The 24,740-nt window shown below is 37.9% G+C and carries 25 protein-coding genes and 2 other annotated features; all 25 genes read right to left on the minus strand.

The genetic code is table 11. The features are described from left to right. Positions 1 to 4: 4 nt before the first annotated feature. The 25 genes from rpoB to ctsR all read right to left on the minus strand — a co-directional run bounded on the left by rpoB (position 5) and on the right by ctsR (position 24,521). On the minus strand, positions 5 to 3,538 hold the full coding sequence (gene rpoB / locus VK90_RS17985; RefSeq protein WP_025149628.1) for a DNA-directed RNA polymerase subunit beta: 3,534 nt from the start codon (positions 3,536 to 3,538) through the stop codon (positions 5 to 7). Positions 3,539 to 3,828: 290 nt separating this feature from the next. Continuing rightward, complete coding sequence (locus VK90_RS17990; protein ID WP_025149629.1) at positions 3,829 to 4,428, minus strand: class I SAM-dependent methyltransferase; 600 nt, start codon at positions 4,426 to 4,428, stop codon at positions 3,829 to 3,831. Between the two features lie 75 nt (positions 4,429 to 4,503). Further along, a complete protein-coding gene (rplL, locus tag VK90_RS17995; protein WP_000159737.1) occupies positions 4,504 to 4,863 on the minus strand; it encodes a 50S ribosomal protein L7/L12 in 360 nt (119 codons plus the stop codon). 67 nt (positions 4,864 to 4,930) lie between these two features. Then, complete coding sequence (gene rplJ, locus VK90_RS18000) at positions 4,931 to 5,431, minus strand: 50S ribosomal protein L10 (RefSeq protein ID WP_048374302.1); 501 nt, start codon at positions 5,429 to 5,431, stop codon at positions 4,931 to 4,933. Between the two features lie 39 nt (positions 5,432 to 5,470). Continuing rightward, positions 5,471 to 5,616 (minus strand) — a sequence feature (ribosomal protein L10 leader region). A 49-nt stretch (positions 5,617 to 5,665) separates the two neighbouring features. After that, positions 5,666 to 6,358: a 50S ribosomal protein L1 gene (gene rplA / locus VK90_RS18005; RefSeq protein WP_002175435.1), complete on the minus strand. Its 693-nt coding sequence runs from the start codon at positions 6,356 to 6,358 to the stop codon at positions 5,666 to 5,668. 179 nt (positions 6,359 to 6,537) lie between these two features. Then, positions 6,538 to 6,963, minus strand: coding sequence for a 50S ribosomal protein L11 (gene rplK, locus VK90_RS18010; protein WP_001085872.1), 426 nt, complete (start codon positions 6,961 to 6,963; stop codon positions 6,538 to 6,540). Positions 6,964 to 7,130: 167 nt separating this feature from the next. Next, on the minus strand, positions 7,131 to 7,664 hold the full coding sequence (gene nusG / locus VK90_RS18015) for a transcription termination/antitermination protein NusG (protein ID WP_000415794.1): 534 nt from the start codon (positions 7,662 to 7,664) through the stop codon (positions 7,131 to 7,133). A gap of 131 nt (positions 7,665 to 7,795) precedes the next feature. Next, a complete protein-coding gene (secE, locus tag VK90_RS18020; RefSeq protein ID WP_001241321.1) occupies positions 7,796 to 7,975 on the minus strand; it encodes a preprotein translocase subunit SecE in 180 nt (59 codons plus the stop codon). Between the two features lie 32 nt (positions 7,976 to 8,007). Next, positions 8,008 to 8,154: a 50S ribosomal protein L33 gene (gene rpmG / locus VK90_RS28905; protein WP_012260172.1), complete on the minus strand. Its 147-nt coding sequence runs from the start codon at positions 8,152 to 8,154 to the stop codon at positions 8,008 to 8,010. A 130-nt stretch (positions 8,155 to 8,284) separates the two neighbouring features. Next, the gene (locus tag VK90_RS18025) at positions 8,285 to 8,944 is read right to left on the minus strand and encodes an RNA polymerase sporulation sigma factor SigH (RefSeq protein ID WP_000387198.1); all 660 of its coding nucleotides are present in this window, start codon (positions 8,942 to 8,944) and stop codon (positions 8,285 to 8,287) included. A 67-nt stretch (positions 8,945 to 9,011) separates the two neighbouring features. After that, positions 9,012 to 9,524 carry an NYN domain-containing protein gene (locus tag VK90_RS18030; RefSeq protein WP_002175437.1) on the minus strand — a complete coding sequence of 171 codons (513 nt, stop codon included), beginning with the start codon at positions 9,522 to 9,524 and terminating at the stop codon, positions 9,012 to 9,014. A gap of 3 nt (positions 9,525 to 9,527) precedes the next feature. Beyond that, positions 9,528 to 10,271, minus strand: a complete 744-nt coding sequence (gene rlmB, locus VK90_RS18035) for a 23S rRNA (guanosine(2251)-2'-O)-methyltransferase RlmB (RefSeq protein WP_048374303.1) — start codon at positions 10,269 to 10,271, stop codon at positions 9,528 to 9,530. Next, a complete protein-coding gene (locus VK90_RS18040) occupies positions 10,268 to 10,675 on the minus strand; it encodes a Mini-ribonuclease 3 (RefSeq protein ID WP_000564261.1) in 408 nt (135 codons plus the stop codon). The genes rlmB and VK90_RS18040 overlap by 4 nt, the downstream gene beginning before the upstream one ends. 2 nt (positions 10,676 to 10,677) lie before the next feature. Beyond that, positions 10,678 to 12,075, minus strand: a complete 1,398-nt coding sequence (gene cysS / locus VK90_RS18045; RefSeq protein WP_048374304.1) for a cysteine--tRNA ligase — start codon at positions 12,073 to 12,075, stop codon at positions 10,678 to 10,680. After that, on the minus strand, positions 12,056 to 12,721 hold the full coding sequence (gene cysE / locus VK90_RS18050; RefSeq protein WP_048374305.1) for a serine O-acetyltransferase: 666 nt from the start codon (positions 12,719 to 12,721) through the stop codon (positions 12,056 to 12,058). The genes cysS and cysE overlap by 20 nt, the downstream gene beginning before the upstream one ends. Before the next feature lie 149 nt (positions 12,722 to 12,870). Then, positions 12,871 to 13,117: a binding site (T-box leader), on the minus strand. Between the two features lie 47 nt (positions 13,118 to 13,164). Then, positions 13,165 to 14,622: a glutamate--tRNA ligase gene (gltX, locus tag VK90_RS18055; RefSeq protein WP_048374306.1), complete on the minus strand. Its 1,458-nt coding sequence runs from the start codon at positions 14,620 to 14,622 to the stop codon at positions 13,165 to 13,167. Between the two features lie 89 nt (positions 14,623 to 14,711). Next, positions 14,712 to 15,188, minus strand: coding sequence for a 2-C-methyl-D-erythritol 2,4-cyclodiphosphate synthase (gene ispF, locus VK90_RS18060; RefSeq protein WP_000488380.1), 477 nt, complete (start codon positions 15,186 to 15,188; stop codon positions 14,712 to 14,714). Between the two features lie 117 nt (positions 15,189 to 15,305). Continuing rightward, the gene (gene ispD, locus VK90_RS18065) at positions 15,306 to 15,986 is read right to left on the minus strand and encodes a 2-C-methyl-D-erythritol 4-phosphate cytidylyltransferase (protein ID WP_048374307.1); all 681 of its coding nucleotides are present in this window, start codon (positions 15,984 to 15,986) and stop codon (positions 15,306 to 15,308) included. A 16-nt stretch (positions 15,987 to 16,002) separates the two neighbouring features. Then, positions 16,003 to 17,106: a PIN/TRAM domain-containing protein gene (locus tag VK90_RS18070; RefSeq protein WP_048374308.1), complete on the minus strand. Its 1,104-nt coding sequence runs from the start codon at positions 17,104 to 17,106 to the stop codon at positions 16,003 to 16,005. A gap of 160 nt (positions 17,107 to 17,266) precedes the next feature. Beyond that, positions 17,267 to 18,340 (minus strand): DNA integrity scanning diadenylate cyclase DisA, encoded by a 1,074-nt coding sequence (disA, locus tag VK90_RS18075; protein ID WP_025149635.1) that lies wholly within the window; start codon positions 18,338 to 18,340, stop codon positions 17,267 to 17,269. Between the two features lie 3 nt (positions 18,341 to 18,343). Next, positions 18,344 to 19,720 carry a DNA repair protein RadA gene (gene radA, locus VK90_RS18080; RefSeq protein WP_048374309.1) on the minus strand — a complete coding sequence of 459 codons (1,377 nt, stop codon included), beginning with the start codon at positions 19,718 to 19,720 and terminating at the stop codon, positions 18,344 to 18,346. 95 nt (positions 19,721 to 19,815) lie between these two features. Then, the gene (gene clpC, locus VK90_RS18085; RefSeq protein WP_025149637.1) at positions 19,816 to 22,251 is read right to left on the minus strand and encodes an ATP-dependent protease ATP-binding subunit ClpC; all 2,436 of its coding nucleotides are present in this window, start codon (positions 22,249 to 22,251) and stop codon (positions 19,816 to 19,818) included. 22 nt (positions 22,252 to 22,273) lie between these two features. Beyond that, entirely contained in the window at positions 22,274 to 23,338 is a 1,065-nt protein-coding gene (locus VK90_RS18090; protein ID WP_048374310.1) for a protein arginine kinase, read from the minus strand. Positions 23,339 to 23,342: 4 nt separating this feature from the next. Next, on the minus strand, positions 23,343 to 23,891 hold the full coding sequence (locus VK90_RS18095) for a UvrB/UvrC motif-containing protein (RefSeq protein ID WP_025149639.1): 549 nt from the start codon (positions 23,889 to 23,891) through the stop codon (positions 23,343 to 23,345). Positions 23,892 to 24,059: 168 nt separating this feature from the next. Beyond that, the gene (gene ctsR, locus VK90_RS18100) at positions 24,060 to 24,521 is read right to left on the minus strand and encodes a transcriptional regulator CtsR (RefSeq protein ID WP_048374311.1); all 462 of its coding nucleotides are present in this window, start codon (positions 24,519 to 24,521) and stop codon (positions 24,060 to 24,062) included. Between the last annotated feature and the right edge of the window lie 219 nt (positions 24,522 to 24,740).

The following is a 24,740-nucleotide window of genomic DNA, read 5'->3' on the forward strand; positions in this document are numbered from 1 at the left end:
CCAATTATTCCTTAGTTGTCTCAACTTCAACATTCAATTTATCTGCTGATTGATGATCGTCGTCATCTTCCGTATCACGCATTTCAATTTCTGTATCGTCGCTAGACATCATTTTAACGTCCATACCTAAACTTTGCAGTTCTTTAATCAATACTTTGAATGATTCAGGAACGCCTGGTTCTGGAACATTTTCGCCTTTAACAATTGCTTCGTACGTCTTAACACGTCCAACAACATCATCAGACTTCACTGTTAAGATTTCTTGAAGAGTATAAGCAGCACCGTAAGCTTCAAGTGCCCAAACCTCCATCTCACCGAAACGCTGTCCACCGAACTGAGCTTTACCTCCAAGAGGTTGCTGCGTTACAAGTGAGTATGGTCCAGTAGAACGAGCATGAAGTTTATCGTCAACCATGTGCGCAAGTTTGATCATATACATGACACCAACAGATACGCGGTTATCGAATGGCTCACCAGTACGTCCGTCATACAGGATTGTTTTCGCGTCATTTGCCATACCAGCTTCTTCGATTGTGCCCCATACATCTTCCTCACGAGCACCATCAAATACTGGTGTTGCAATGTGAATGCCAAGGTATCTTGCCGCCATACCAAGATGAAGCTCTAATACCTGACCGATATTCATACGAGATGGTACCCCTAATGGGTTTAACATGATATCGATTGGCGTACCGTCTGGTAAGTAAGGCATATCTTCTTCTGGTAAAATACGAGAGATAACACCTTTGTTACCGTGACGACCGGCCATCTTGTCACCTTCAGAAATTTTACGTTTTTGAACGATATATGCACGCACAAGTTGATTCACGCCTGGTGGCAATTCATCGCCATCTTCACGGTTGAACACTTTTACGTCTAAGATAATACCGCCACCACCGTGTGGTACACGTAGTGATGTATCACGTACTTCACGTGCTTTTTCACCGAAGATTGCATGTAATAGACGTTCTTCTGCTGTTAATTCTGTTACACCTTTTGGCGTTACTTTACCAACAAGTAGATCTCCATCTTTTACTTCAGCACCAACGCGAATAATACCGCGCTCGTCAAGATTACGAAGTGCATCTTCCCCAACATTCGGGATATCACGTGTAATTTCTTCTGGTCCAAGCTTCGTATCACGAGCTTCTGACTCATATTCTTCAATATGAATAGAAGTGTACACATCATCTTTTACAAGGCGCTCACTCATAATGATCGCATCCTCGTAGTTATAACCGTCCCATGTCATGAAGCCAACAAGCACGTTACGTCCAAGTGCTAGTTCACCTAATTCCATAGAAGGACCATCCGCAAGGATTTCACCTTTCACAACCTGATTTCCAACACTTACGATTGGACGTTGGTTGTAGCAAGTTCCTTGGTTAGAACGAATGAATTTCTGCATTTTGTAGCGATCTAAGTCGCCTTTTACTGTTTGACCGTCAACTTCTACATAGCGACGTACCCAAACTTCACGTGCTTCTACGCGTTCAACAACACCAGGGTGTTTACAGATTACTGCAGCACCTGAGTCTTTTGCTGATACGTACTCCATACCAGTACCTACAATCGGAGATTCCGGATTCATTAACGGAACCGCCTGACGTTGCATGTTCGCTCCCATAAGTGCGCGGTTAGAGTCATCGTTTTCTAAGAACGGAATACAAGCTGTCGCTGCCGACACTACTTGTTTTGGAGATACATCCATGTAGTCGATGCGTTCTTTATTTGTGACAATGTTTTCACCACGGAAACGAGCTACGATATCTTCATCAAGGAATTCCCCTTCTGCAGATAATTTCATATTCGCTTGGGCTACAACATAATTATCTTCTTCATCTGCTGTTAAATAATCAACATGCCCTGTTACAAGACCAGTTTCTGGGTCAACACGACGATATGGTGTTTCAATGAAACCAAACTCATTTACTTTCGCGAACGAAGATAATGAGTTAATCAAACCGATGTTTGGTCCCTCTGGTGTTTCAATTGGACACATACGACCGTAGTGAGAGTAGTGAACGTCACGCACTTCAAAGCCTGCGCGCTCACGCGTTAAACCACCAGGTCCTAATGCAGATAGTCTTCGTTTGTGAGTTAACTCTGCTAATGGGTTTGTTTGATCCATGAACTGAGATAACTGAGAACTTCCGAAGAACTCTTTAATAGATGCAATAACAGGACGAATATTAATTAATGCCTGTGGTGTAATTGCATTTGTATCTTGAATCGACATTCTCTCACGAACAACACGTTCCATACGAGAAAGACCGATACGGAATTGGTTTTGTAATAGTTCTCCTACAGAACGCAGACGACGATTTCCTAAATGGTCGATATCATCTGTATCCCCTACTTTGTATAGTAAGTTGAAGAAGTAACTAATAGAAGCAAGAATATCACCTGGTGTGATGTGTTTTACATCACGAGTAATATTTGCATTCCCAATTACGTTAATAGTACGTTCGCCTTCTGATTCTGGAGCATAAATCTTAATAGATTGCAGCTCAACATCGCCTTCTACCACTCCACCCATTGGTTTCGCTGTTTTGAATCCAATGTTTTTCTCTAAGTAAGGTAAAATGCGATCCAGTGTACGACGATCTAAGACTGTTCCTTCCGCCGCTAAAATTTCACCAGTTTCTGGATCCACTAATGTTTCAGCTAAACGTTGGTTAAACAATCTGTTTTTCATGTGTAACTTTTTGTTGATCTTATAGCGACCTACATTTGCTAAATCGTAGCGCTTTGGATCGAAGAAACGAGACACAAGTAAGCTCTTTGCATTTTCTACTGTTGGTGGTTCACCAGGACGTAGACGCTCATAAATTTCAAGCAATGCTTTTTCTGTGCTATCTGTATTGTCTTTTTCTAATGTGTTGCTTAAGTATTCGTTATCACCTAAAAGCTCGGTGATTTCTTGATCAGAGCCAAACCCTAATGCGCGTAACAAAACAGTTACAGGAAGTTTACGCGTACGGTCAATACGCACATATACAACATCCTTAGCATCTGTTTCATACTCTAACCAAGCTCCGCGGTTTGGAATTACAGTAGCAGTAAAACCACGTTTTCCGTTTTTATCCACTTTGCCACTATAGTATACGCTTGGAGAGCGAACTAACTGGGAAACGATAACACGTTCTGCACCGTTAATTACGAATGTTCCAGTCTCTGTCATGAGTGGGAAATCTCCCATGAACACATCTTGTTCTTTTACTTCACCAGTTTCCTTGTTGATTAGACGCACTTTTACACGAAGTGGTGCTGCATACGTCACATCACGCTCTTTGCATTCGTCTACAGAGTATTTAGGTTCACCTAAGCTGTAGTCGATAAATTCAAGCGATAGATTTCCCGTAAAGTCTTCAATCGGAGAAATGTCTTGGAACATTTCTCGCAAACCCTCATCAAGAAACCACTGATAAGAAGAGGTTTGAATTTCGATAAGATTTGGTAACTCTAATACTTCACTAATACGGGCATAACTTCTTCGTTGGCGGTGGCGTCCGTATTGAACTAGTTGACCTGTCAACTGCTTCACCCCTCAAATCATGAGTATTATAAATGCACAAAAAAATTTGTGCAAAATCACAAATAAATACAACTACTGCTAATAGCGTAGTCTTTTTCTCTTAAAGATAGATACGTTGAGTCTTTCTACCTGCTCAAAAAGAAAAATGGCTTCTATAAGAAAACCATCATTCTGTTTCATAATCTGCTGATTTTACTATCTTTTCCAAGAGAAACAAAAATATACATCTTTCTCAACGCAGAAAATCATATATTGGCATTGTATAATGTTAACATAGCCAAAAATAACCGTCAACGTTTTTTTGATTTTATGATATAATATCCTTTTTTCTTTTCTACAACTTCAACTTCAGAAAATACTTCCTCTAGTTTTTTCAGCGCAGATGGTGCACCTTGCTTCTTTTGAATAACAATCCACAGCTCTCCACCTGGAACTAAATACTCCACAGCCTTTTCTAAAATCTCATGCACGGTATCTTTACCCGCACGAATTGGAGGATTAGATAGAATAGCAGCATACTTGCCATCTACATTTTCATAGACGCTACTTTGAAAAATACGTACATTCTCGATTCTGTTATTAGCGGCATTTTCTTTTGCAAGCCCAAGTGCTCTTTCGTTCACATCCACCATGTGAACGTCACAACCTTGAAACTCTTTCGCTAACGACAAACCAATCGGACCGTATCCACAACCTACATCTAATATATCACCTTTAATATCTGGCATTTGAAACGCTTCAATTAAAAGACGGGAACCAAAGTCCACCTCGTTTTTCGAGAACACCCCATGGTCAGATACAAAAGTGAATTGAGATCCACGAAGTGTAAATTCCCATCGTTTACGATCACTTTTACTCGTAGGGTCGTTAGAAAAATAATGGTCTGCCATATGGCCACCTCTTTTCTTTACAGTTAAAAAAAAAGCTCGCATGAGAGCGAGCTTTTTTAAAGCATCAAAAGTTAATTACTTAACTTCTACAGCAGCGCCAACTTCTTCAAGTTTAGCTTTCATTTCTTCAGCTTCCTCTTTAGAAACGCCTTCTTTGATTGCTTTTGGAGTGTTGTCAACTAATTCTTTAGCTTCTTTTAAGCCAAGACCAGTGATTTCACGTACAGCTTTGATAACTTTGATTTTTTGAGCGCCAGCACTTGCAAGTACTACGTCAAACTCAGTTTTCTCAGCAGCAGCTTCACCAGCGCCACCAGCTACAGCTACAGGAGCAGCAGCAGTTACGCCGAATTCTTCCTCGATAGCTTTTACTAAGTCGTTAAGTTCTAATACAGTCATAGATTTAACTGCTTCAATGATTTGTTCTTTAGTCATTGTAAATATCCTCCCTTAAATAGGTTTGTATTGTTTTATAGATAACAAGTAATTATCTTTTAAAAAATTAAGCGCCTTGCTCTTCCTTTTGATCTGCAACTGCTTTAGTAGCAAGTGCAAGGTTACGGATTGGAGCTTGAAGAACGCTAAGAAGCATAGAAAGTAAGCCTTCACGTGATGGAAGAGTAGCAATAGCTTTAACCTCATCAAGTGTTACAAGTTTACCTTCGATTACACCAGCTTTAATTTCTAAAGCTTCATGTTTTGTAGCGAAGTCGTTTAATACTTTCGCAGGAGCAACTACATCCTCGTTACTGAACGCGATTGCGTTTGGTCCTGTTAAGAATTCGTTTAACTCAGCCATTTCAGCAGACTCTGCAGCACGACGAGTTAAAGAGTTTTTGTAAACTTTGAACTCAACGCCAGCTTCACGTAAGTTTTTACGTAATTCTGTTGCTTCAGAAACTGTTAAACCACGGTAGTCAACAACGATTGTAGATTTACTCGCGCGAAGTTTTTCAGCGATTTCAGTTACAACTTGTTGTTTAGTTTCGATTACTTTGCTCATGTTATTACACCTCCTGTAGATTATATAGAAGATGTACCGAAAGTGCACTAAAAACCTCCATGCCCAACTTGTAGACATGGAGGCATATAGTCACAGAAAAAAGATTCCGCTTCGTATATTAACACCTAGGTAGGAAATTAAGTCGAATCGACACCTACTGTCTACGGTACACTATTTAAATTCACAACATAAATGATTATATTAAAACTTCTTTATGAAGTCAACTTCCAATTTTTACGCAAGTGTAGAAACATCTACGCGTACGCCAGGTCCCATTGTAGAAGCAACAGTTGCGTTCTTCATGTAAGTACCTTTTGCAGCAGCTGGTTTAGCTTTTTGTAGCGTGTCAGCAATTGTTTTGAAGTTTTCTACTAGTTTAGCATCTTCGAAAGATACTTTACCGATTGGAACGTGGATGTTACCAGCTTTATCAACGCGGTATTCAACTTTACCAGCTTTGATTTCGTTAACAGCTTTAGTTACATCGAAAGTAACCGTTCCAGTTTTAGGGTTTGGCATTAAACCTTTAGGTCCTAATACGCGACCAAGTTTACCAACTTCACCCATCATGTCAGGAGTTGCTACTACTACATCGAAATCGAACCAACCTTGTTGGATTTTACCGATGTAATCAGTATCGCCTACGAATTCAGCGCCAGCAGCTTCAGCTTCTTTTGCTTTTTCGCCTTTAGCGAATACTAATACACGTTGTACTTTACCAGTACCGTGCGGAAGAACAACTGCACCACGAATTTGTTGGTCAGCTTTCTTAGGGTCAACACCTAAACGGAATGCAGCTTCTACAGTTGCATCAAATTTAGCTGTGTTTGTTTTCTTTACTAATTCTACTGCTTCTGTTGCAGAGTAAGCAGCTGCACGATCAACAAGCTTCGCAGCTTCTACGTACTTTTTACCTCTTTTAGCCATTTTTATTTCCTCCTCGAATGTGGTTTTAGCGGAATAACCTCCCACGTTTACGCCTTTTTTCCAGGGATAACCTGAGGATGCGCGCCATCCTTTTATTTAAAAAACGATAATCATTTACGATAATAAAGGTTGCGAATTGGAATTCCAGACCCGCAACCTTTTTTTAAAAACAAATCGAATTAGTCTTCGATAACGATGCCCATACTGCGTGCAGTACCTTCAACCATACGCATTGCAGCTTCTACGCTAGCAGCGTTTAGGTCAGGCATTTTAGTTTCAGCGATTTCGCGTACTTTATCACGCTTAACAGTTGCCACTTTATTACGGTTTGGTTCACCAGAACCAGACTCGATACCAGCTACTTTCTTAAGAAGAACAGCAGCAGGAGGAGTTTTAGTAATGAAAGTGAATGAACGGTCCTCAAATACCGTAATTTCAACAGGGATGATAAGACCAGCTTGATCAGCTGTACGAGCGTTGAACTCTTTACAGAAGCCCATGATGTTAACACCTGCTTGTCCTAATGCTGGACCAACTGGTGGAGCTGGGTTAGCTTTACCTGCAGGAATTTGAAGTTTTACCATTTTAATTACCTTTTTAGCCACGAGACACACCTCCTTAAGTCCGTGATGTGGTCAATTGGACAGTGATTTGCCCTCCCACGTCATATTTTATCTGTAACGATAAAATCTTTCAAAAAACGTCTCCGATAACGAAGACGTACTGACTTAAAAGATATTATCACTTTTTACAATTCATTTCAAGTTTCATTTTATAATTTTTCAATTTGATGGAAGTCAAGTTCAACTGGAGTCTCGCGACCAAACATGTCTACAAGCACACTAACTTTCTTCTTCTCCACATCAATTTCTTCAATAGCACCTGTATAATCTGCGAATGGTCCTTCATTTACACGTACTGTCTCATGAAGTTCAAAGTCGAAATCAACCACTTCGTTGTCCATTCCCATATGCTTCATGATGGTAACAACTTCCTCTTCTAATAGAGGAGATGGTTTAGATCCAGAACCCGAAGAACCGACAAAACCTGTTACACCCGGTGTATTACGAACAACATACCAAGAGTCATCAGTCATGATTAGTTCTACTAATACGTAACCTGGGAACACTTTTCTTTTCATTAATTTTTCTTTACCGTTTTTCATTTCTACTTCTACTTCTTCCGGGACAACAACACGGAAAATTTTATCTTGCATACCCATTGATTCTACACGTTTCTCTAGGTTTGCTTTTACTTTATTTTCATATCCAGAATAAGTATGGACAACATACCAACTTTTTTCCATTCATTTAGGACGAGCGTCCTTCCCTCCCTGACGTACATTTTTTTGCGCAAATGAAAAAACCCGTTCACCGGGCTTTTACACAGTTCTTATAAATAACATTATATCATGGATAAGTGCTTCTTATTCAAGAATTAACCAAGAATTAACCGAATTAAAGAAGAAATGCCCATATCAACTACTGCGAAGAAAATCGCAAAGAAGACAACTGTAGCGATAACAGTCGCTGTTGAGCGGAGTAATTCATCTTTTTTAGGCCAACTTACTTTTTTCATTTCGCGACCTACATCGCCGAAAAAGTTCGTTAAACGCATCTGCGGGACCTCCAGTGTATTATTTCAATTATTTATTTTGTTTCCTTGTGAACTGTATGCTTATTGCATGTTTTACAAAACTTCTTTATCTCAAGTCGCTCTACTGAGCTCGTATCTTTCATCGTAGAGTAGTTTCGATTTTTACACTCTTCACATGAGAGTACAACTTTTTTCCTCATTAGTTACACCAACCTTGTAACATTATGTCCCTAAAAATGTATCATACAACAAAAGATAATGTCAATGTCATGACTTCCACTCTCTCTACAAAAAGAAAACAGGTGAATTATTTTACACCTGCGGTATTTACTACGAATTTAAAGTTGTACTCTCTCTCATCTCCATATATCTTTCCAATTTCCTTTTCACACGCTGTAATGCGTTATCAATGGATTTCACATGTCTGTTTAACTGTTCTGAAATCTCTTGATAGGAACGGCCATCTAAGTATAAAGAAAGTACTTTCCTTTCTAAATCGCTTAATAATTCAGATATTTTAGATTCTATGTCTGTATATTCTTCCTGACTAATAATCATTTCTTCAGGATCAGTCACCTTTGCTTCCGAAATAACATCTAATAGCGTTCGATCAGATTCCTCATCGTAAATCGGTTTATCTAATGACACATACGAATTTAATGGAATATGTTTTTGCCTTGTTGCTGTTTTAATAGCGGTAATAATTTGTCGAGTGATACACAGTTCAGCAAATGCTTTGAACGAAGACAGCTTGTCCTCTTTATAATCACGAATCGCCTTAAACAATCCAATCATACCTTCTTGAACAATATCTTCTCGATCGGCACCCACTAAGAAATAAGATCTTGATTTCGCACGAACAAAGTTCTTATATTTGTGAATTAAATATTCTAGAGCGTCAGTATTACCCTTTCGAACTAACTCAACGATTGCCTCATCCTCTAAATCACGAAATGTAACGTCGCCTACACTTACGAAGCCTGCTTCCACCTTGATCCCTCCGACCGCTATATATTTAGCAATATTATACAGTAAAAAGATAAAGAGCGTCAATGCTTCAACGCTCTCCTCTTCTTAATTTTTCTAATTTTTCTGTAATATCTTTGCTAAATATCTTTCTCATGGCGGGTTGCTTGTCTTTCGTGTCTTTTGTACGCCTTCTTACTTGCTGCTCCATCGCTTGCACTTCTAACTCTAATTCACGCGCAGATTTCCGAAGTGCACCTTGCGCAAATACAACCCATTGCTCCGTATAATCTGAAGTTGCAACGTATATTTGTGTATTTATACTTCTAAGTTCAATCGCAAGTTGTTCTATCTTTTCATCTGCAGTTTGATTCTTTCTCGTGAATATTACTTCCACCCGCGATTGTTTCATCTTCTTTTCAATACCATGGACTGTATAGGCATCAAAGACAATCATTACTTTTGTGCCTGTATAACCTTGATAATCCGCCATCTTATCAATAAGCGCGTCTCTTGATGATTGTAAATCTACATCCCGCAGTTTTTTCAAGTCTCCCCAAGCTCCGATAATGTTGTAACCGTCAACGATTAAAATATCGTTCATTTTTTATTTACCAATTTCGTGACGTTTACGATATACCTCATACATTAACAAACTTGCGGCTACTGAAGCATTTAAGGATGTAACTTTACCAACCATCGGTAAAGTAATTAAGAAATCACACTTTTCACCAATAATACGACTCATACCTTTTCCTTCACTACCGATTACTAATCCGATTGGCATTTTACCATCTAAATGACGGTAATCCGTTTTCCCTTTAGCATCTGTACCAGCAATCCAAAGTCCACGCTCTTTTAACTCATCAATTGTACGAGATAAATTTGTTACGCGCGCAACAGGAATATATTCAATTGCTCCAGTCGATGCTTTCGCAACTGATGCCGTAAGCCCTACCGCTCTTCTTTTCGGAATAATAATTCCATGAGCTCCTGTTGCATCAGCAGTACGCATAATAGAACCTAGGTTATGTGGATCTTCAATTTCATCTAAAATTAAGAAGAACGGATCTTCATTACGTTTTTCTGCTACTTTGAATAAATCTTCTAACTCAGCATATTGATATGCAGCGACTTGAGCAATTACACCTTGATGATTACCCTCAACTAATTGATCTAACTTCTTCTTTGGTGCATGTTGTAAAATAATCTTATTCTCTTTCGCTAATGCTAGTACAATCTGTACTTGCCCTTTGGCAGCACCTTCTGCGATCCAAATTTTATTAATATCTCTCCCTGATCGTAACGCTTCAATTACAGGGTTACGTCCGATAATATATTCACTACTCATGATGATGTGCCCCCTTCCTTTTCTTCTAAAACAGCAATTGCCTTATATACAATTTCGTCTAATCTTTCACGATTATTTAATAAGTGATGATAACCGATTAACGCTTCAAAGGCTGTACTATGTCGATATGTTTGTACATCCGTATTTTTTGGAACGGTACCTGAATTTGCATTACGCCCTCTTCTTAATACCGCCTCTTCTTCCTCTGTCAAAAATGCCGTCTCTAATAAATGATAAACAACTTTTGCCTGTGCTTTTGCCGAAACAAAGCTCGTCCCTAAGCGATGTAATTGATTAGGGCGAACTTTTCCTTTTTGAAGGAGGTGATAGCGGATATATTGTTCATATACCGCATCACCCATATACGCTAACGCTAAGCTGTTTAATTGCTTTGCATCAATCATTCTTATCCTCTTTTCCATCTTGTACCTTGAGCGGTATCTTCTAAAATAATATTACGTTCTTTTAAATCATCGCGAATTTGATCGGATAATGCGAAATCGCGATTTTTACGAGCCTCAATACGCTTTTGGATAAGTGCTTCAATTTCTTCATCAAGCAACTCTTCTTGTGCTAATTCTAATCCTAAAATATCAAATAATGTTTCAAGTTGTTTTACGTATGCTTCAATTACAACTTTAGAAGTATGTTCTTCTAACAAATATTGATTTGCATGATTTGCTACATTATATAATTCAGTAATTGCATTAGCCGTATTGAAATCATCATCCATCGCTTCTTCAAATGCAACCTGGAATTTTTCCATTTCAGCTAACCATTTCTCATTATGATCTGTTAAATCCGTACTACTTTCCATACGATGCTTTAAGTTACCGTAAGCTGTTTTAATTCTTTCTAGCCCATTATTCGTACTTTGTAATAACTCTTCACTAAAGTTAATTGGGTGACGGTAATGTACCGATAACATAAAGAATCTAATTAACTGTGGATCATATTGCTTAATGATATCGTGAACTAAAATGAAGTTTCCAAGCGACTTAGACATCTTCTCATTATTAATATTAATATATCCATTATGCATCCAATATCGTGCAAATGTTTTTCCAGTCAACGCCTCGGACTGCGCAATTTCATTTTCATGATGAGGAAATGCTAAATCTTGACCACCAGCATGAATATCAATTGTATCCCCTAAATATTTACGCGCCATTGCCGAGCATTCAATATGCCACCCTGGGCGTCCTTTCCCCCAAGGGCTTTCCCAGAAGATTTCCCCTTCTTTCGCAGCTTTCCATAAAGCAAAGTCAAGAGGGTCTTGTTTCTTTTCCCCTACTTCAATACGTGCACCGTGACGTAAATCTGCGATTGGTTGATGCGATAACTTACCATAACCTTCGAACTCTTTCGTTCTAAAGTACACATCACCTTCTGATTCATATGCATATCCCTTATTCACAAGTTCTTGAATAAATTCAATAATGATATCCATATTTTCCGTTACACGCGGATGAACCGTTGCATGTTTGCAACCTAGCGCCGTTACATCTTCAAAGTACGCTTCAACGAAACGGTCAGCAATCGTCGGTACATCTTCACCTAATTCATTTGCCGCTTTAATTAATTTATCATCTACGTCAGTAAAGTTAGATACATATTGCACGTCGTATCCTTTGTATTCTAAATAACGGCGCACTGTATCGAATACCATCGGAGGTCTCGCATTCCCAATATGAATATAGTTATAAACTGTAGGTCCGCACACATACATCTTTACCTTATTTTCTTCTAATGGAATAAACTCTTCTTTTTGACGTGTTAACGTATTATAAATGTGAATAGTCATTTTTATCCTTCCTTTCTACCTTTACTTCCAGTTGTTTCTTTAATTTATCAAGCTCCACTTCCATAGCCTTTAACTTATCAAAAATCGGATCCGGAAGATCGGAATGATTTAACTCTTGACCAATCTTTACTCCATTTTGAATTACGACTCGGCCTGGTATACCTACAACTGTAGAATGTGCAGGAACTTCTTTTAATACGACCGATCCTGCTCCGATTTTAGAATTCTCTCCCACGGTAATAGAACCAAGGACTTTAGCACCCGTTGCAATTAATACATTATCCTGAATTGTAGGATGCCTCTTTCCTTTTTCTTTTCCTGTACCACCTAATGTAACTCCTTGATAAATCGTTACATTATCACCAATTTCACATGTTTCTCCAATTACAACTCCCATTCCATGATCGATAAAAAAGCGCTGACCAATAGTTGCTCCTGGATGAATCTCAATGCCCGTAAAAAATCGACTTACTTGTGAAACAAAGCGTGCAAGAAAGAAAAAATTCCTTTTGTAAAAAGCATGTGCAATTCGATGGGCCCAAACTGCATGTAATCCAGAGTAAGTTAAAATGACTTCGAAATAACTTCGTGCCGCTGGATCCTGTTCAAAAACGACTTCAATATCTTCCCGAAGCCTCTTAAACATCGATGTTCCCTCCCCTTTATGGGCTGCTTTTTTCGAGTGAACTAAACTCCCTTAACTCCCCATTTATCTCCCTAAATCTTTATACAAGAAGATAAAACTTATACTCATATCCATTTATATGGTATAAAAAAAGACGCCTCTGTCATATCGACAGAGACGCCTTATAAGCGCGGTTCCACTCTGTTTAGGCTAAAGAAAGCCTCAAACTCATCCATGATAACGGTTTACACCGCTTCTGTTTACTTTGCGCCCTAGGACGTTCCGCGAAATACTTCGCTGTTCAACAGAAGACTCGAAGGGGCATTTCAAAAATCCGCTTATAAACCACTTCCAGCCTAAAGGTGGTTCTCTCTGTAAAAAGCCTGATTTTCTACTTCTCCTTCTCGTCGCTTTTCCTTATTAGGTTTTAAGTATACTTATTATATTTCTAAACCTAGAAAATGTTAACCAATTACTTTTTGAATACGATTTAAAACTTTTTCTTTACCAAGAAGAGCAATCGCATTAGGAAGTTCCGGACCATGCGTTTGTCCAGTAGTAGCAACACGGATTGGCATAAATAAGTTTTTACCTTTATGTCCTGTTTCCTTTTGAACTGCTTTAATAGCCGCCTTAACTGCTGCTGGCTCCATTGCTTCTAGCGCTTCTAATTGATTAGCAAATGTACGAAGTACTTCAGGTACTTGTTCACCTTTCAATACTTCTTGTCCCTCTTCTTCATGATCAACATGATCTTTAAAGAACATTTCAGAAAGCTCTACAATTTCAGCTCCAAAGCTCATTTGGTCATGATATAAAGCAATTACATCACGAACCCAAGCTTGTTCTTGTTCGCTTAAGTTTTCACTTACGCGACCTGCTTTCACTAAATGCGGTAAGCTTAGTTCAACAACCGTATCTAAATCTTGTTTTTTCATATATTGGTTGTTCATCCATTTTAGTTTTTGAGAATCAAATAATGCAGGTGATTTTGATAAACGAGCTGCATCAAACATTTTGATAAACTCATCTTGAGAGAAGATTTCTTCTTCACCTACTGGTGACCAACCTAGTAATGCAATAAAGTTAAAGATTGCTTCTGGAAGATATCCAAGCTCTTTATATTGCTCAATAAATTGAATAATAGATTCGTCACGCTTACTTAGCTTTTTACGGCTTTCGTTTACAATTAAAGTCATATGACCGAATTGCGGGATATCCCAACCGAAAGCTTCATAAATCATCATTTGTTTTGGCGTATTTGAAATATGATCATCACCACGAAGTACGTGTGTAATTTCCATTAAGTAATCATCTACTGCTACCGCAAAGTTATAAGTTGGAATTCCATCTTTTTTCACGATAACGAAATCACCAAAATCATTTGAATGGAATGCAACTTCATCTTTTACGATATCTTTAAACGTGTAGTCGCTATCAGCTGGTACACGGAAGCGAATACTTGGAATACGGCCTTCAGCCTCAAATCCTTTCATTTGCTCCTCAGTTAAATCACGGTGGTTTCCTGCATAACGTGGTGTTTCACCACGAGCGATTTGACCTTCACGCTCTGCCTCTAGCTCTTCTTCTGTCATATAACATTTGTAAGCTAAACCACGCTCTAATAAATCTAGATATAATTTTTTATAAATATCTAAACGCTCTGTTTGACGATATGGTCCAAATTCACCACCAACATCAACACCTTCATCCCAGTCCATACCGAGCCATTTCAAGTATTTTAATTGGCTTTCTTCTCCACCAGCAACATTACGTTTCACATCAGTATCTTCAATACGAATAATAAACTTGCCATCTTGATGACGAGCAAATAAATAATTAAATAATGCCGTACGCGCATTTCCGATATGTAAGTGTCCTGTTGGACTTGGCGCATAGCGCACTCTCACTTGCTTTTCCATAATTGGTACACCTTCCAATCTTAATGTCAACACATTCTATAATTGTACACCAAAAAAATGTGATTATCCATCTTACGAATTAAAAACCATTATTTTTTCTGTAATAAAACAACCGCTTGAGAAGCAATTCCTTCTTCTCTACCTGTAAATCCTAATTTTTCTGTTGTTGTTGCCTTTACATTAATATTATCAATAGACGTTTCTAATAGTTCACTAATACGTTTACGCATGCTTTCAATATGTGGTGCCATTTTTGGCTTTTGAGCAATAATTGTACAATCTAGGTTTCCTAGCTCGTAACCTTGTTCACGTACAAATTCCCAAACCTTTTGTAATAATATAGCTGAATCTGCATCTTTAAAGGCAGGATCCGTATCAGGAAAATGCTTTCCGATATCTCCTGCTGCAATTGCCCCTAAACATGCGTCAGCAATCGTATGTAACAATACGTCCGCATCCGAGTGACCAATTAATCCCTTCTCATGAGGAATTGTAATTCCGCCGATAATTAATGGTCTACCTTCCGCAAATTCATGTACATCAAAACCTTGTCCAATTCGAAACATTCTTTACATCCTCCTCAAGCTAAACTACTGAGCTTTATGACTCTATATTATATCGCTATCCTTATAAAGAAAAGCCCGGCCGTTGCCGAGCTTTTCTTCACTATAATACCATCACCGCTATCTCTTTTGAACTTGAAGGAAACTTTCAGCAATTAATAAATCCTCTGGGGTTGTCACTTTAATATTATAGTAACTCCCCTCTACTACACCTACTTGCTTTCCGATTCGTTCTACGAGACTTGCATCATCCGTACCGAGGAAACAACTCTGTTTTGCACTTCTATGAGCTTCTAATAAAAGAGGAACAGAGAACCCTTGCGGCGTTTGAACAGCTTTAAGCTGAGAACGTTCTACCGTTTCAACAACAACATTCTGTTCTACTTTCTTAACTGTATCCTTCACTGGCACGGCACAAATGGAAGCACCATGCTTTTCCGCTGAAGTTAATACATCTTGAATCATTTTATTCGTTACGAACGGGCGCGCACCATCGTGTACGAGAACATACTCAATTCCGCTCACATGCTGAAGCGCATTATATACGCTATCTTGTCGTTCAGCTCCGCCCTGAATAAATTGCACCTGTTTTTCAACCGGGTACTTCTGCATTAACTCCTCAAAATATGGACGTTCCTCTTCGTTAATTGCCATAATAATACTTTTACACGCTTTATCTTTTTCAAAAGCACGTAATGTATGTACAATGATCGGCACTTCATTTATAAGTAAGAATAACTTATTTTTGCCAGCACCCATTCGTTTTCCTTGACCCGCTGCTGGAATAATTAATGTATACATATTAATAATCCTCTACTTATAATGCTTTTTCTAATAATTTACGTTTTGCGAAAATCATACGACCAGCTGATGTTTGCAACACACTCGTAACAAGTACATTGAGTTGCGAACCAACATATTCTCTACCATCTTCTACTACAATCATCGTGCCATCATCTAAGTATGCAACACCTTGATTTTGCTCTTTACCATCTTTTACAACATAAACACTTAGTTCTTCACCAGGGAGTACAACTGGTTTAATTGCATTTGCTAAATCGTTAATGTTTAACACTGTTACTCCTTGTAATTCAGAAACTTTGTTTAAGTTGAAATCATTTGTTACAACAGTTCCACCAGTGACTTTCGCTAACTTTACAAGCTTGCTATCCACTTCTTGGATATCATCAAAATCGCCTTCATAAATTTCTACCGGAATTGGCATCTCTTTTTGAATACGATTTAAAATGTCTAATCCTCTTCGGCCACGATTACGCTTTAACGCATCAGAAGAATCGGCAATATGCTGTAGCTCTTCTAATACGAATTGTGGAATCACAATTGTTCCTTCTAAAAACTTCGTTTGGCAAATATCAGCAATACGTCCATCAATAATTACACTCGTATCGAGAATTTTCCAATGAGCTGTAGATTTTTCTACCTCTGCCTCTTCGTTCTCACTATTGTTTTTCTTCTTACCTCCGCGTTGGGGTAATGTAAATAATCCTAACAATTCATTTCTCTTTTTAAACCCTACTTGGAATCCTAAATAACCAAGTAATAGGGTAAAGAACACTTGTAATACTGTACTAATGACTGGAATCGTGAATTCACGAATTGGTATTAAAATTAAATATGCAACAATAAGACCAGAGATCAATCCTAATGTACCAAATAAAACATCTGCTACAGGTGCCTTTACAAGGGCTTCTTCGATATGCTTAATAAGTTGGACAATATAATCTACAAGCCAAAATGTTGTTAAAAATAAAATAATTGCACCAATAATCGCACGAACATACGATCCCTCTAGCCATGGAACAGCACCGATGTCCAATACATTAATAACTTTTGGGATAAAGAAAATCCCTAATGCTCCCCCGATTACTAAAAAGAAGAGCTGTACGATCCGTTTTAACATCCAACCACCTCCTACTCATTATTAACCATTGTTTCGCTAATCAAAACGCCGAATGCAAAAGCGGATGTGTTTTTTTGTAAATAGTTTTATTTACCAATATACCATATCATATACCAAAAGTGTTCTAGTGTCGTTATATTATGGAATCAATGTAATATTCTTAATTGTGTCTACTCATGTAGAGATGCTCTTGAATTCTTTTTAAACCTTCTCGTATTTTCTTCGCCCTGACTTCTCCAATTCCTTCCACATCGTCCAATTCATTAATAGTTGCACGACAGACACCTTGTAACGTTTTAAATCGATTAATTAAATTTTCAATGATAAGTGGTGGAACACGAGAAATTTTACTTGTGATTCGGTATCCTCTTGGTGTCACGCTTGCTTCTAAGCTCGTTTGTCCTGGATAGCCAAGCAATTTAACTAAATCGCTATCCTCTAGAAGTTGTGTATTTGCAAGATCTTGTAACTTTTTCAAAATTTGATGGTGATCTTGCGTTTTTTCTTGATAATAGTCTTTAATTAATAACGCTGCCTCTGCTTCTAAGTCGGCTAGTAATTCTGTAAGCTGTAAACGAATTAACCTTCCTTCTGTTCCTAACTCATGAATATAGCTCAATATTTCATTTTTAATACGCAGTACCATTTCAACACTATGTAAAACATGAACGACCTCGGACATTGTAACGACCTCTTCAAATTCTAGAATGCCCAAATTCGTGATACCATCATTCCATACAGCTTTATATTTTTCTAACGTTTGAATAGCTTGATTTGCCTTCGTTAAAATAACACCTATATCCTTTAGTGTATAACGTAAACTCCCTTGATATAGTGTAATTACGTTACGTCTTTGTGAAATAGCCACAACAAGGCTGCCCGTCTGCTTGGCTACACGCTCTGCCGTTCGGTGACGCATACCCGTTTCAATAGAATCAATGGCTGACTCTGGAACTAATTGTGCATTTGCAATTAAAATTTTACTCCCAGTTTCATTTAAAATAAGTGCCCCATCCATTTTTGCTAATTCATATAAACTAGCAGGTGAGAATGCACAATTAATGTGAAACCCTCCATCAACAATACTTTTAATCTGCTCATTATACCCAAGAACAATTAGTCCCCCTGTTTGCGCACGAAGTACGTTATCTATCCCTTCGCGCAGTGGTGTTCCTGGGGCAACGAGCTGTAGAATGTTAATCATACTTTTGACACGTTGCTTGTTTTCCTCCATAGCCTAGCCTCCTAATGTCAAACGAAGCGCTTCTCCTAAATTAGAAACACCCACTACCTCAATCCCATCCGGAATTGTCCATCCCCCTAAATTTTTTCTAGGAATAATAGCACGTTGAAATCCTAATTTCGCTGCTTCTTGTACACGTTGTTCAATTCTTGATACTCTTCTTATTTCTCCAGTTAGTCCTACTTCTCCTATTACTGCATCAGTTGGTGCAGTAGATTTATCCCTGAAACTTGAAGCGATACTTAATGCGACAGCTAAATCAATTGCTGGTTCATCTAATTTCAAACCACCTGCGACTTTTAAATACGCATCTTGATTTTGCAACAATAAACCTGTTCTTTTTTCTAGCACTGCCATAATAAGTGAAACGCGGTTATGATCAATTCCCGTCGCCATTCTTCGAGGGTTTCCAAAACTAGTAGGGGAGATTAATGCTTGTATTTCTACTAAAACCGGTCTTGTTCCTTCCATTGAAGCAACCACTGTGGATCCTGCGACTCCAACCGGCCTTTCCTCAAGGAAAATTTCAGAAGGGTTTAAGACTTCCGCAAGACCGAGTTCCTTCATTTCAAAGATACCCATTTCATTCGTGGAACCAAAACGGTTCTTAACAGCCCGCAAAATACGATATGTATGGTGGCGATCTCCTTCAAAGTAAAGAACTGCATCAACCATATGTTCTAACATACGCGGCCCTGCAATTGCACCCTCTTTTGTCACATGTCCGACGATAAAAATAGGGATCCCCTTTGTCTTTGCAAGTTTCATTAGTTCTGCTGTACATTCACGTACTTGTGCCACACTTCCAGGAGCTGACGTCACTTCGGGTAAATGTATCGTTTGAATAGAGTCAATAACAACAAAAGCTGGATTCATCTCTTCAATATGTGCTGCAATTCGTTGTAAGTCAGTCTCTGATACAACGAATAAATTACTACCCTTTACATGCAAACGATCTGCACGAAGTTTTATCTGCTTTGCCGACTCCTCACCCGATATATATAGTACATCATATGAAGAATCTGCTAATTGCGATGAAATCTGTAATAGCAATGTCGATTTCCCAATCCCAGGATCTCCACCAATGAGTACTAAAGATCCATCTACAATGCCGCCACCAAGTACACGGTTAAACTCCTGAAATTTCGTTTCAATACGCGCCTCAGACTTTGTTTCTACTTCTGTTAGGCGTCTTGGTTTTGTTACTTCTGATTGAATTGCATTTACATAATTAAGGCGCCTTGACGATACAACTGGTTCCATCTCTTCAACAAGCGTATTCCATTGACCACATCCAGGACATTTCCCCATATATTTTGGTGACTGATAACCACATTCTTGACATGTAAATTTTGTTTTCTTTTTAGCCATATCTTTTTATAGTTCACTTCACTTTCATCTATAAACGTTTATCCTTCTCGTACAAGAAAGAGGGCTATCGCGTAGCCCTCTTTGTTTGTCTATACTTATTTTACCTTTTCCGCACTATGAATGACAAATGATTCTCCTTCTACATCAAAGATAACTTTTTGTCCTTTCTCAATAGCACCTTTTAAAAGCTCTTCTGATAGTCTATCTTCTACATGTTTCTGAATTGCTCTACGAAGCGGACGAGCACCGTACTCACGATCAAATCCTTTATCCGCAATTGCTGAAATTGCTCCTTCTGTTAAGTGCAATTCAATTTCTTGTTCTTTTAAGCGATTCACTAACTGATTTACCATAAGTGTTACAATTTCTTGAATATGTTTTTTCTCAAGCATATGGAACACGATAATTTCATCGATACGGTTTAAGAATTCTGGACGAAATGCTTTTTTCAATTCATCCATTACTTTACCTTTCATATCCGAATAATCACGGCTCTCATCTTGTACGTTAAATCCAAGATGTTTATTACGTTTTAACGCCTCTGCACCAACATTAGACGTCATAATAACAATTGTATTACGGAAATCAACTGTACGTCCTTTAGAATCTGTTAAACGGCCGTCTTCTAATACTTGTAATAAAATATTAAACACATCAGGATGAGCTTTCTCTACTTCATCTAATAAGACAACTGAATATGGCTTACGACGAACTTTCTCTGTTAATTGTCCACCTTCTTCATATCCAACATATCCTGGAGGAGATCCAACTAAACGAGAAGTAGAATGCTTTTCCATGTACTCAGACATATCGATGCGGATCATTGCATCCTCATCACCGAACATAGATTCCGCTAATGCCCTCGCTAGTTCCGTTTTACCTACACCAGTCGGCCCTAAGAAAATAAATGAGCCAATTGGGCGTTTCGGATCTTTTAATCCCGCTCTCGCACGACGAACAGCTTTTGCCACAGCTACGACTGCTTCTTCCTGCCCAATTAAACGATCGTGTAAAATTGATTCTAAGTTTAATAATTTATCCGTCTCTGTTTGTGCAAGTTTAGAAACCGGAATACGTGTCCATGTGGAAACGACATTTGCAATATCTTCTACTGTTACTTCTGAGTTTTCTTTTCCTTGTTGCTCTTTCCACTGACGCTTTGTATCTTCTAACTTTTCACGTAAACGTTGTTCCATATCACGTAAGGAAGCAGCTTTTTCAAATTCTTGGCTTTGTACAGCTGCATCTTTTTCTTTTCGAATTTCCTCAAGCTTCACTTCAAGCTCTTTTAAGTTTGGCGGTGTTGTATAAGAACGTAAGCGCACTTTTGATGCAGCTTCATCAATTAAATCGATTGCTTTATCAGGTAAGAAACGGTCTGTAATGTAACGATCTGAAAGTTTTACAGCCGCATCTATTGCATCGTCTGTAATAGATACGCGGTGATGCGCCTCATAACGGTCACGTAAACCTTTTAAAATTTGAATTGATTCTTCTAAGTTTGGTTCATCAACATGAATTGGTTGGAAACGTCTTTCTAATGCCGCATCTTTTTCAATATATTTGCGATACTCATCTAAAGTTGTTGCACCAATACATTGTAATTCACCACGTGCTAAAGATGGTTTTAAAATATTCGATGCATCAATTGCACCTTCCGCCCCTCCTGCACCAATTAACGTATGAAGCTCATCAATAAATAGAATAATGTTACCAGCTTGGCGAATCTCATCCATCACTTTCTTTAAACGATCCTCAAATTCACCACGATATTTTGTACCAGCAACAACTGTACCCATATCTAATGTCATAACACGCTTATCTCTTAACGTTTCAGGAACTTCATTATTTACAATTTGTTGCGCTAACCCTTCTGCAATTGCCGTTTTACCTACACCAGGCTCTCCAATTAATACTGGATTGTTTTTTGTTCTACGACTTAACACTTCAATTACGCGTTGAATTTCTTTACTACGTCCAATAACAGGATCTAGTCTGCTTTCACGTGCAACAACTGTTAAATCACGTGCTAAACTGTCAAGTGTAGGTGTATTCGCATTTGTTGATGAACCACCTTGATGACCTGAACTAGCTTCATTACTTCCAAGGAGTTGTAACACTTGTTGTCTTGCTTTATTTAGGCTTACACCTAAATTATTTAAAACACGTGCTGCTACACCTTCACCTTCACGGATTAAACCAAGTAAAATATGTTCTGTTCCAACGTAGGAATGGCCCAATTTACGAGCTTCGTCCATAGACAACTCAATAACTTTTTTAGCACGAGGTGTGTAATGTACTGTTTGAGAAGCTTCCGTTCCACGTCCAATTAATGCTTCTACCTCTTTTTGAACTTTCTCTGGACTTAATCCAAGAGCAATTAACGCTTTTGCTGCAATTCCTTCACCTTCGCGTACAAGCCCAAGTAAAATATGTTCTGTTCCAATATTATTATGCCCAATGCGAATTGCTTCCTCTTGAGATAAAGCTAATACTTTCTGTGCTCGTTCTGTAAATCTTCCAAACATCATAGAAATCGCCTCCTACTTGCGCTTAATTTTGTTCAATTCGTAATCGCTCACGGATTAAGGTTGCTCTTCGATAATCTCTTTCTTCTGGTCCTAAAGGTCCTCCTGCATATTGTTGCAAAATGCCTGGCTGAGTAAGAACCATTAATTCAGTCAAAATATTTCTCGATATACCTTGTATATATCCTAGGTCAATACCAAGTCGTACATCTGATAAGCAAGTTGCTGCTTCCGCAGATTGAATTAAACGACTGTTAGCTAGTATGCCGTAAGAACGATATACTTTATCTTCAAGCTCAATACTTGAATTTTGTACAATTAATTCTCTAGCCATTTTTTCTTGTTGTATGATTTGTTGGATGACACTCTTTAAATCTGCAATAATATCTTCTTCTGATTTCCCTAGTGTCATTTGATTTGACACTTGAAATATATTACCTAACGCTTCGCTACCTTCACCGTATATTCCTCTTACTACTAGCCCTAATTTTTGAATTACTTGTATAATACGGTTAATTCTTTTCGTTAAAACCAGTCCCGGTAAATGAATCATTACCGAAGCCCTTAATCCTGTACCGACGTTAGTGGGACAACTCGTAATATATCCAAGCGATTCATCAAAAGCATATTCAACCTCTTCCTCGATCCAATTATCTATTTGATTGGCACTTTGAAGCGCCTCTGATAACTGTAATCCTGAAAATAGGCACTGAATCCTAACATGATCTTCTTCATTAAGCATGATACTTATATGTTCACTTTCTGATAGTAGGCATGCTCCGTATTCTGTTCCTGCAAGATTTGGACTAATTAAATGCTTCTCAACTAAAACTCTCCTTTGAAGAGGATTTAATTCATTCATTTTTAATAGTTCAAACTCTCCAAAAGGTTCTACTGGTTTATTTATAAACTTCTTCTTAAATAATTCATGAATCTGTTTAGCTTCTTCCTCGTTTTGCATAGTAGAGAATTGATATTTTTTTAAATTACGAGCCAAACGAATTCGACTACTTAAAACAATATCAGAATCAGGGCCATCCCCCTTCATCCATGGACTAATCGCTTCATTCATAATTCTGTCCAGTGACATAGAACTATTCCCCCTCTCTATGCTCACTAAGCTGATTTTCAAGAGCTCGAATTTTATCTCGTATTTCAGCTGCTTTCTCAAATTCCTCTTTCTGTACATATTGTTTCAGATTGAGTTTTAGTTCATCTAATTCTTTCTTTAAGTAGATATTTCCTTCTATACGTTCTGGAATTTTTCCACAATGATCTGTATGCCCACCATGAAGACGTTTTAATAGTGGCTTTAAATGTTCCTTAAAGGTGTCATAACAAGATGCACACCCAAAGCGTCCCACTTTTGTAAACTGTTCATATGTCATCTTACAATTGGGACATCTTAATATACTTGCATTTGAAAATGTATTCTGTCCTTCTTCAAACATTGCTGGTTCACCATGTAATAATCCAGCTAATAGATCGTGAAACGAAAAATTAGACTGCGGTGATTGAAAGAAAGACGTATAGCCACTTTGTTCTGCACACTCCTCACAAAGATGAACTTCCGCCTTTTTCTCGTTGATTACTTTTGTATAATGTAAAGTTGCTGGTCTTATATTACAGTTTTGACAAGTCATCGCTATCCCCACCTTTACAACAGGAACGATCTATCTCATGATACTTTTCATACATTACTAGATTGTTCTCTTTCCTTAATCCATTTAATAAAAGTACATGCTATCTTTCAAAATCTCTACAATATTAAACTGCACTATCTTAGTTATCATTCGTAACAAAAGTTATATTTATTTATATTTCAGTGTTCTTAACATTGCGCATAATATTCGAGCCCTAAGTTCATCTCGAGAAGGAACATCCATTAATAATACAGAACGATCTAGTACGCTTAACATAAGTTTAGCTTCACGATTTGTTATAATACCCTCTTCTATTAAACGTATAATCATGCTTTCTGCATTTCCTTGTGCAACGCTATGATCAATCATATGAAGCATTTGATCAATAATGTCTATATCGTTATGCAGTTTGACTTTTATAATGCGAATGTAACCTCCTCCACCTCGTTTACTTTCTACTACGAATCCTCTTTCTAACGTAAAACGGGTATTGATTACATAGTTGATTTGAGATGGCACACAATCGAATCGATCTGCGATCTCATTCCTCTTGATTTCAATCACATTATTATTGCTTAAGTCAATAACTTGCTTTAGATATTTCTCAATGATATCAGATATATTTCTCATTTATCCGCCACCTTTATTGACTTTGACTATCTTTGACTTTAATTATATACGTATTAAAAAAATTTGCAACTCTTTTGCTTATTCACTATCCTAGCCACATTTCTCAATCTTTAATCAAAAGAGTGATTCTTTAAGTAAAGATTTTTTAAATTACTATGAATTATAAAAGAAAACACAAAAAAACACGAATCAAAAGACTCGTGTTTTAGTTGCTTGGCG

Source organism: Bacillus sp. LK2, from assembly GCF_001043575.1.
GTDB classification, from domain to species: domain Bacteria; phylum Bacillota; class Bacilli; order Bacillales; family Bacillaceae_G; genus Bacillus_A; species Bacillus_A paramycoides.

Excerpts from the sequence above, each read along its gene's own strand:
- VK90_RS17990 (WP_025149629.1), bottom strand. The coding sequence starts at position 4,428 with ATGGCAGACCATTATTTTTCTAACGACCCTACGAGTAAAAGTGATCGT.
- rplL (WP_000159737.1), bottom strand. The coding sequence starts at position 4,863 with ATGACTAAAGAACAAATCATTGAAGCAGTTAAATCTATGACTGTATTA.
- rplJ (WP_048374302.1), bottom strand. The coding sequence starts at position 5,431 with ATGAGCAAAGTAATCGAAACTAAACAACAAGTTGTAACTGAAATCGCT.
- rplA (WP_002175435.1), bottom strand. The coding sequence starts at position 6,358 with ATGGCTAAAAGAGGTAAAAAGTACGTAGAAGCTGCGAAGCTTGTTGAT.
- nusG (WP_000415794.1), bottom strand. The coding sequence starts at position 7,664 with ATGGAAAAAAGTTGGTATGTTGTCCATACTTATTCTGGATATGAAAAT.
- secE (WP_001241321.1), bottom strand. The coding sequence starts at position 7,975 with ATGCGTTTAACGAACTTTTTCGGCGATGTAGGTCGCGAAATGAAAAAA.
- rpmG (WP_012260172.1), bottom strand. The coding sequence starts at position 8,154 with ATGAGGAAAAAAGTTGTACTCTCATGTGAAGAGTGTAAAAATCGAAAC.
- VK90_RS18030 (WP_002175437.1), bottom strand. The coding sequence starts at position 9,524 with ATGAACGATATTTTAATCGTTGACGGTTACAACATTATCGGAGCTTGG.
- rlmB (WP_048374303.1), bottom strand. The coding sequence starts at position 10,271 with ATGAGTAGTGAATATATTATCGGACGTAACCCTGTAATTGAAGCGTTA.
- VK90_RS18040 (WP_000564261.1), bottom strand. The coding sequence starts at position 10,675 with ATGATTGATGCAAAGCAATTAAACAGCTTAGCGTTAGCGTATATGGGT.
- cysS (WP_048374304.1), bottom strand. The coding sequence starts at position 12,075 with ATGACTATTCACATTTATAATACGTTAACACGTCAAAAAGAAGAGTTT.
- cysE (WP_048374305.1), bottom strand. The coding sequence starts at position 12,721 with ATGTTTAAGAGGCTTCGGGAAGATATTGAAGTCGTTTTTGAACAGGAT.
- gltX (WP_048374306.1), bottom strand. The coding sequence starts at position 14,622 with ATGGAAAAGCAAGTGAGAGTGCGCTATGCGCCAAGTCCAACAGGACAC.
- ispF (WP_000488380.1), bottom strand. The coding sequence starts at position 15,188 with ATGTTTCGAATTGGACAAGGTTTTGATGTACATGAATTTGCGGAAGGT.
- ispD (WP_048374307.1), bottom strand. The coding sequence starts at position 15,986 with ATGTATACATTAATTATTCCAGCAGCGGGTCAAGGAAAACGAATGGGT.
- VK90_RS18070 (WP_048374308.1), bottom strand. The coding sequence starts at position 17,106 with ATGTTAAAACGGATCGTACAGCTCTTCTTTTTAGTAATCGGGGGAGCA.
- disA (WP_025149635.1), bottom strand. The coding sequence starts at position 18,340 with ATGGAGGAAAACAAGCAACGTGTCAAAAGTATGATTAACATTCTACAG.
- radA (WP_048374309.1), bottom strand. The coding sequence starts at position 19,720 with ATGGCTAAAAAGAAAACAAAATTTACATGTCAAGAATGTGGTTATCAG.
- clpC (WP_025149637.1), bottom strand. The coding sequence starts at position 22,251 with ATGATGTTTGGAAGATTTACAGAACGAGCACAGAAAGTATTAGCTTTA.
- VK90_RS18090 (WP_048374310.1), bottom strand. The coding sequence starts at position 23,338 with ATGTCACTGGACAGAATTATGAATGAAGCGATTAGTCCATGGATGAAG.
- VK90_RS18095 (WP_025149639.1), bottom strand. The coding sequence starts at position 23,891 with ATGACTTGTCAAAACTGTAATATAAGACCAGCAACTTTACATTATACA.
- ctsR (WP_048374311.1), bottom strand. The coding sequence starts at position 24,521 with ATGAGAAATATATCTGATATCATTGAGAAATATCTAAAGCAAGTTATT.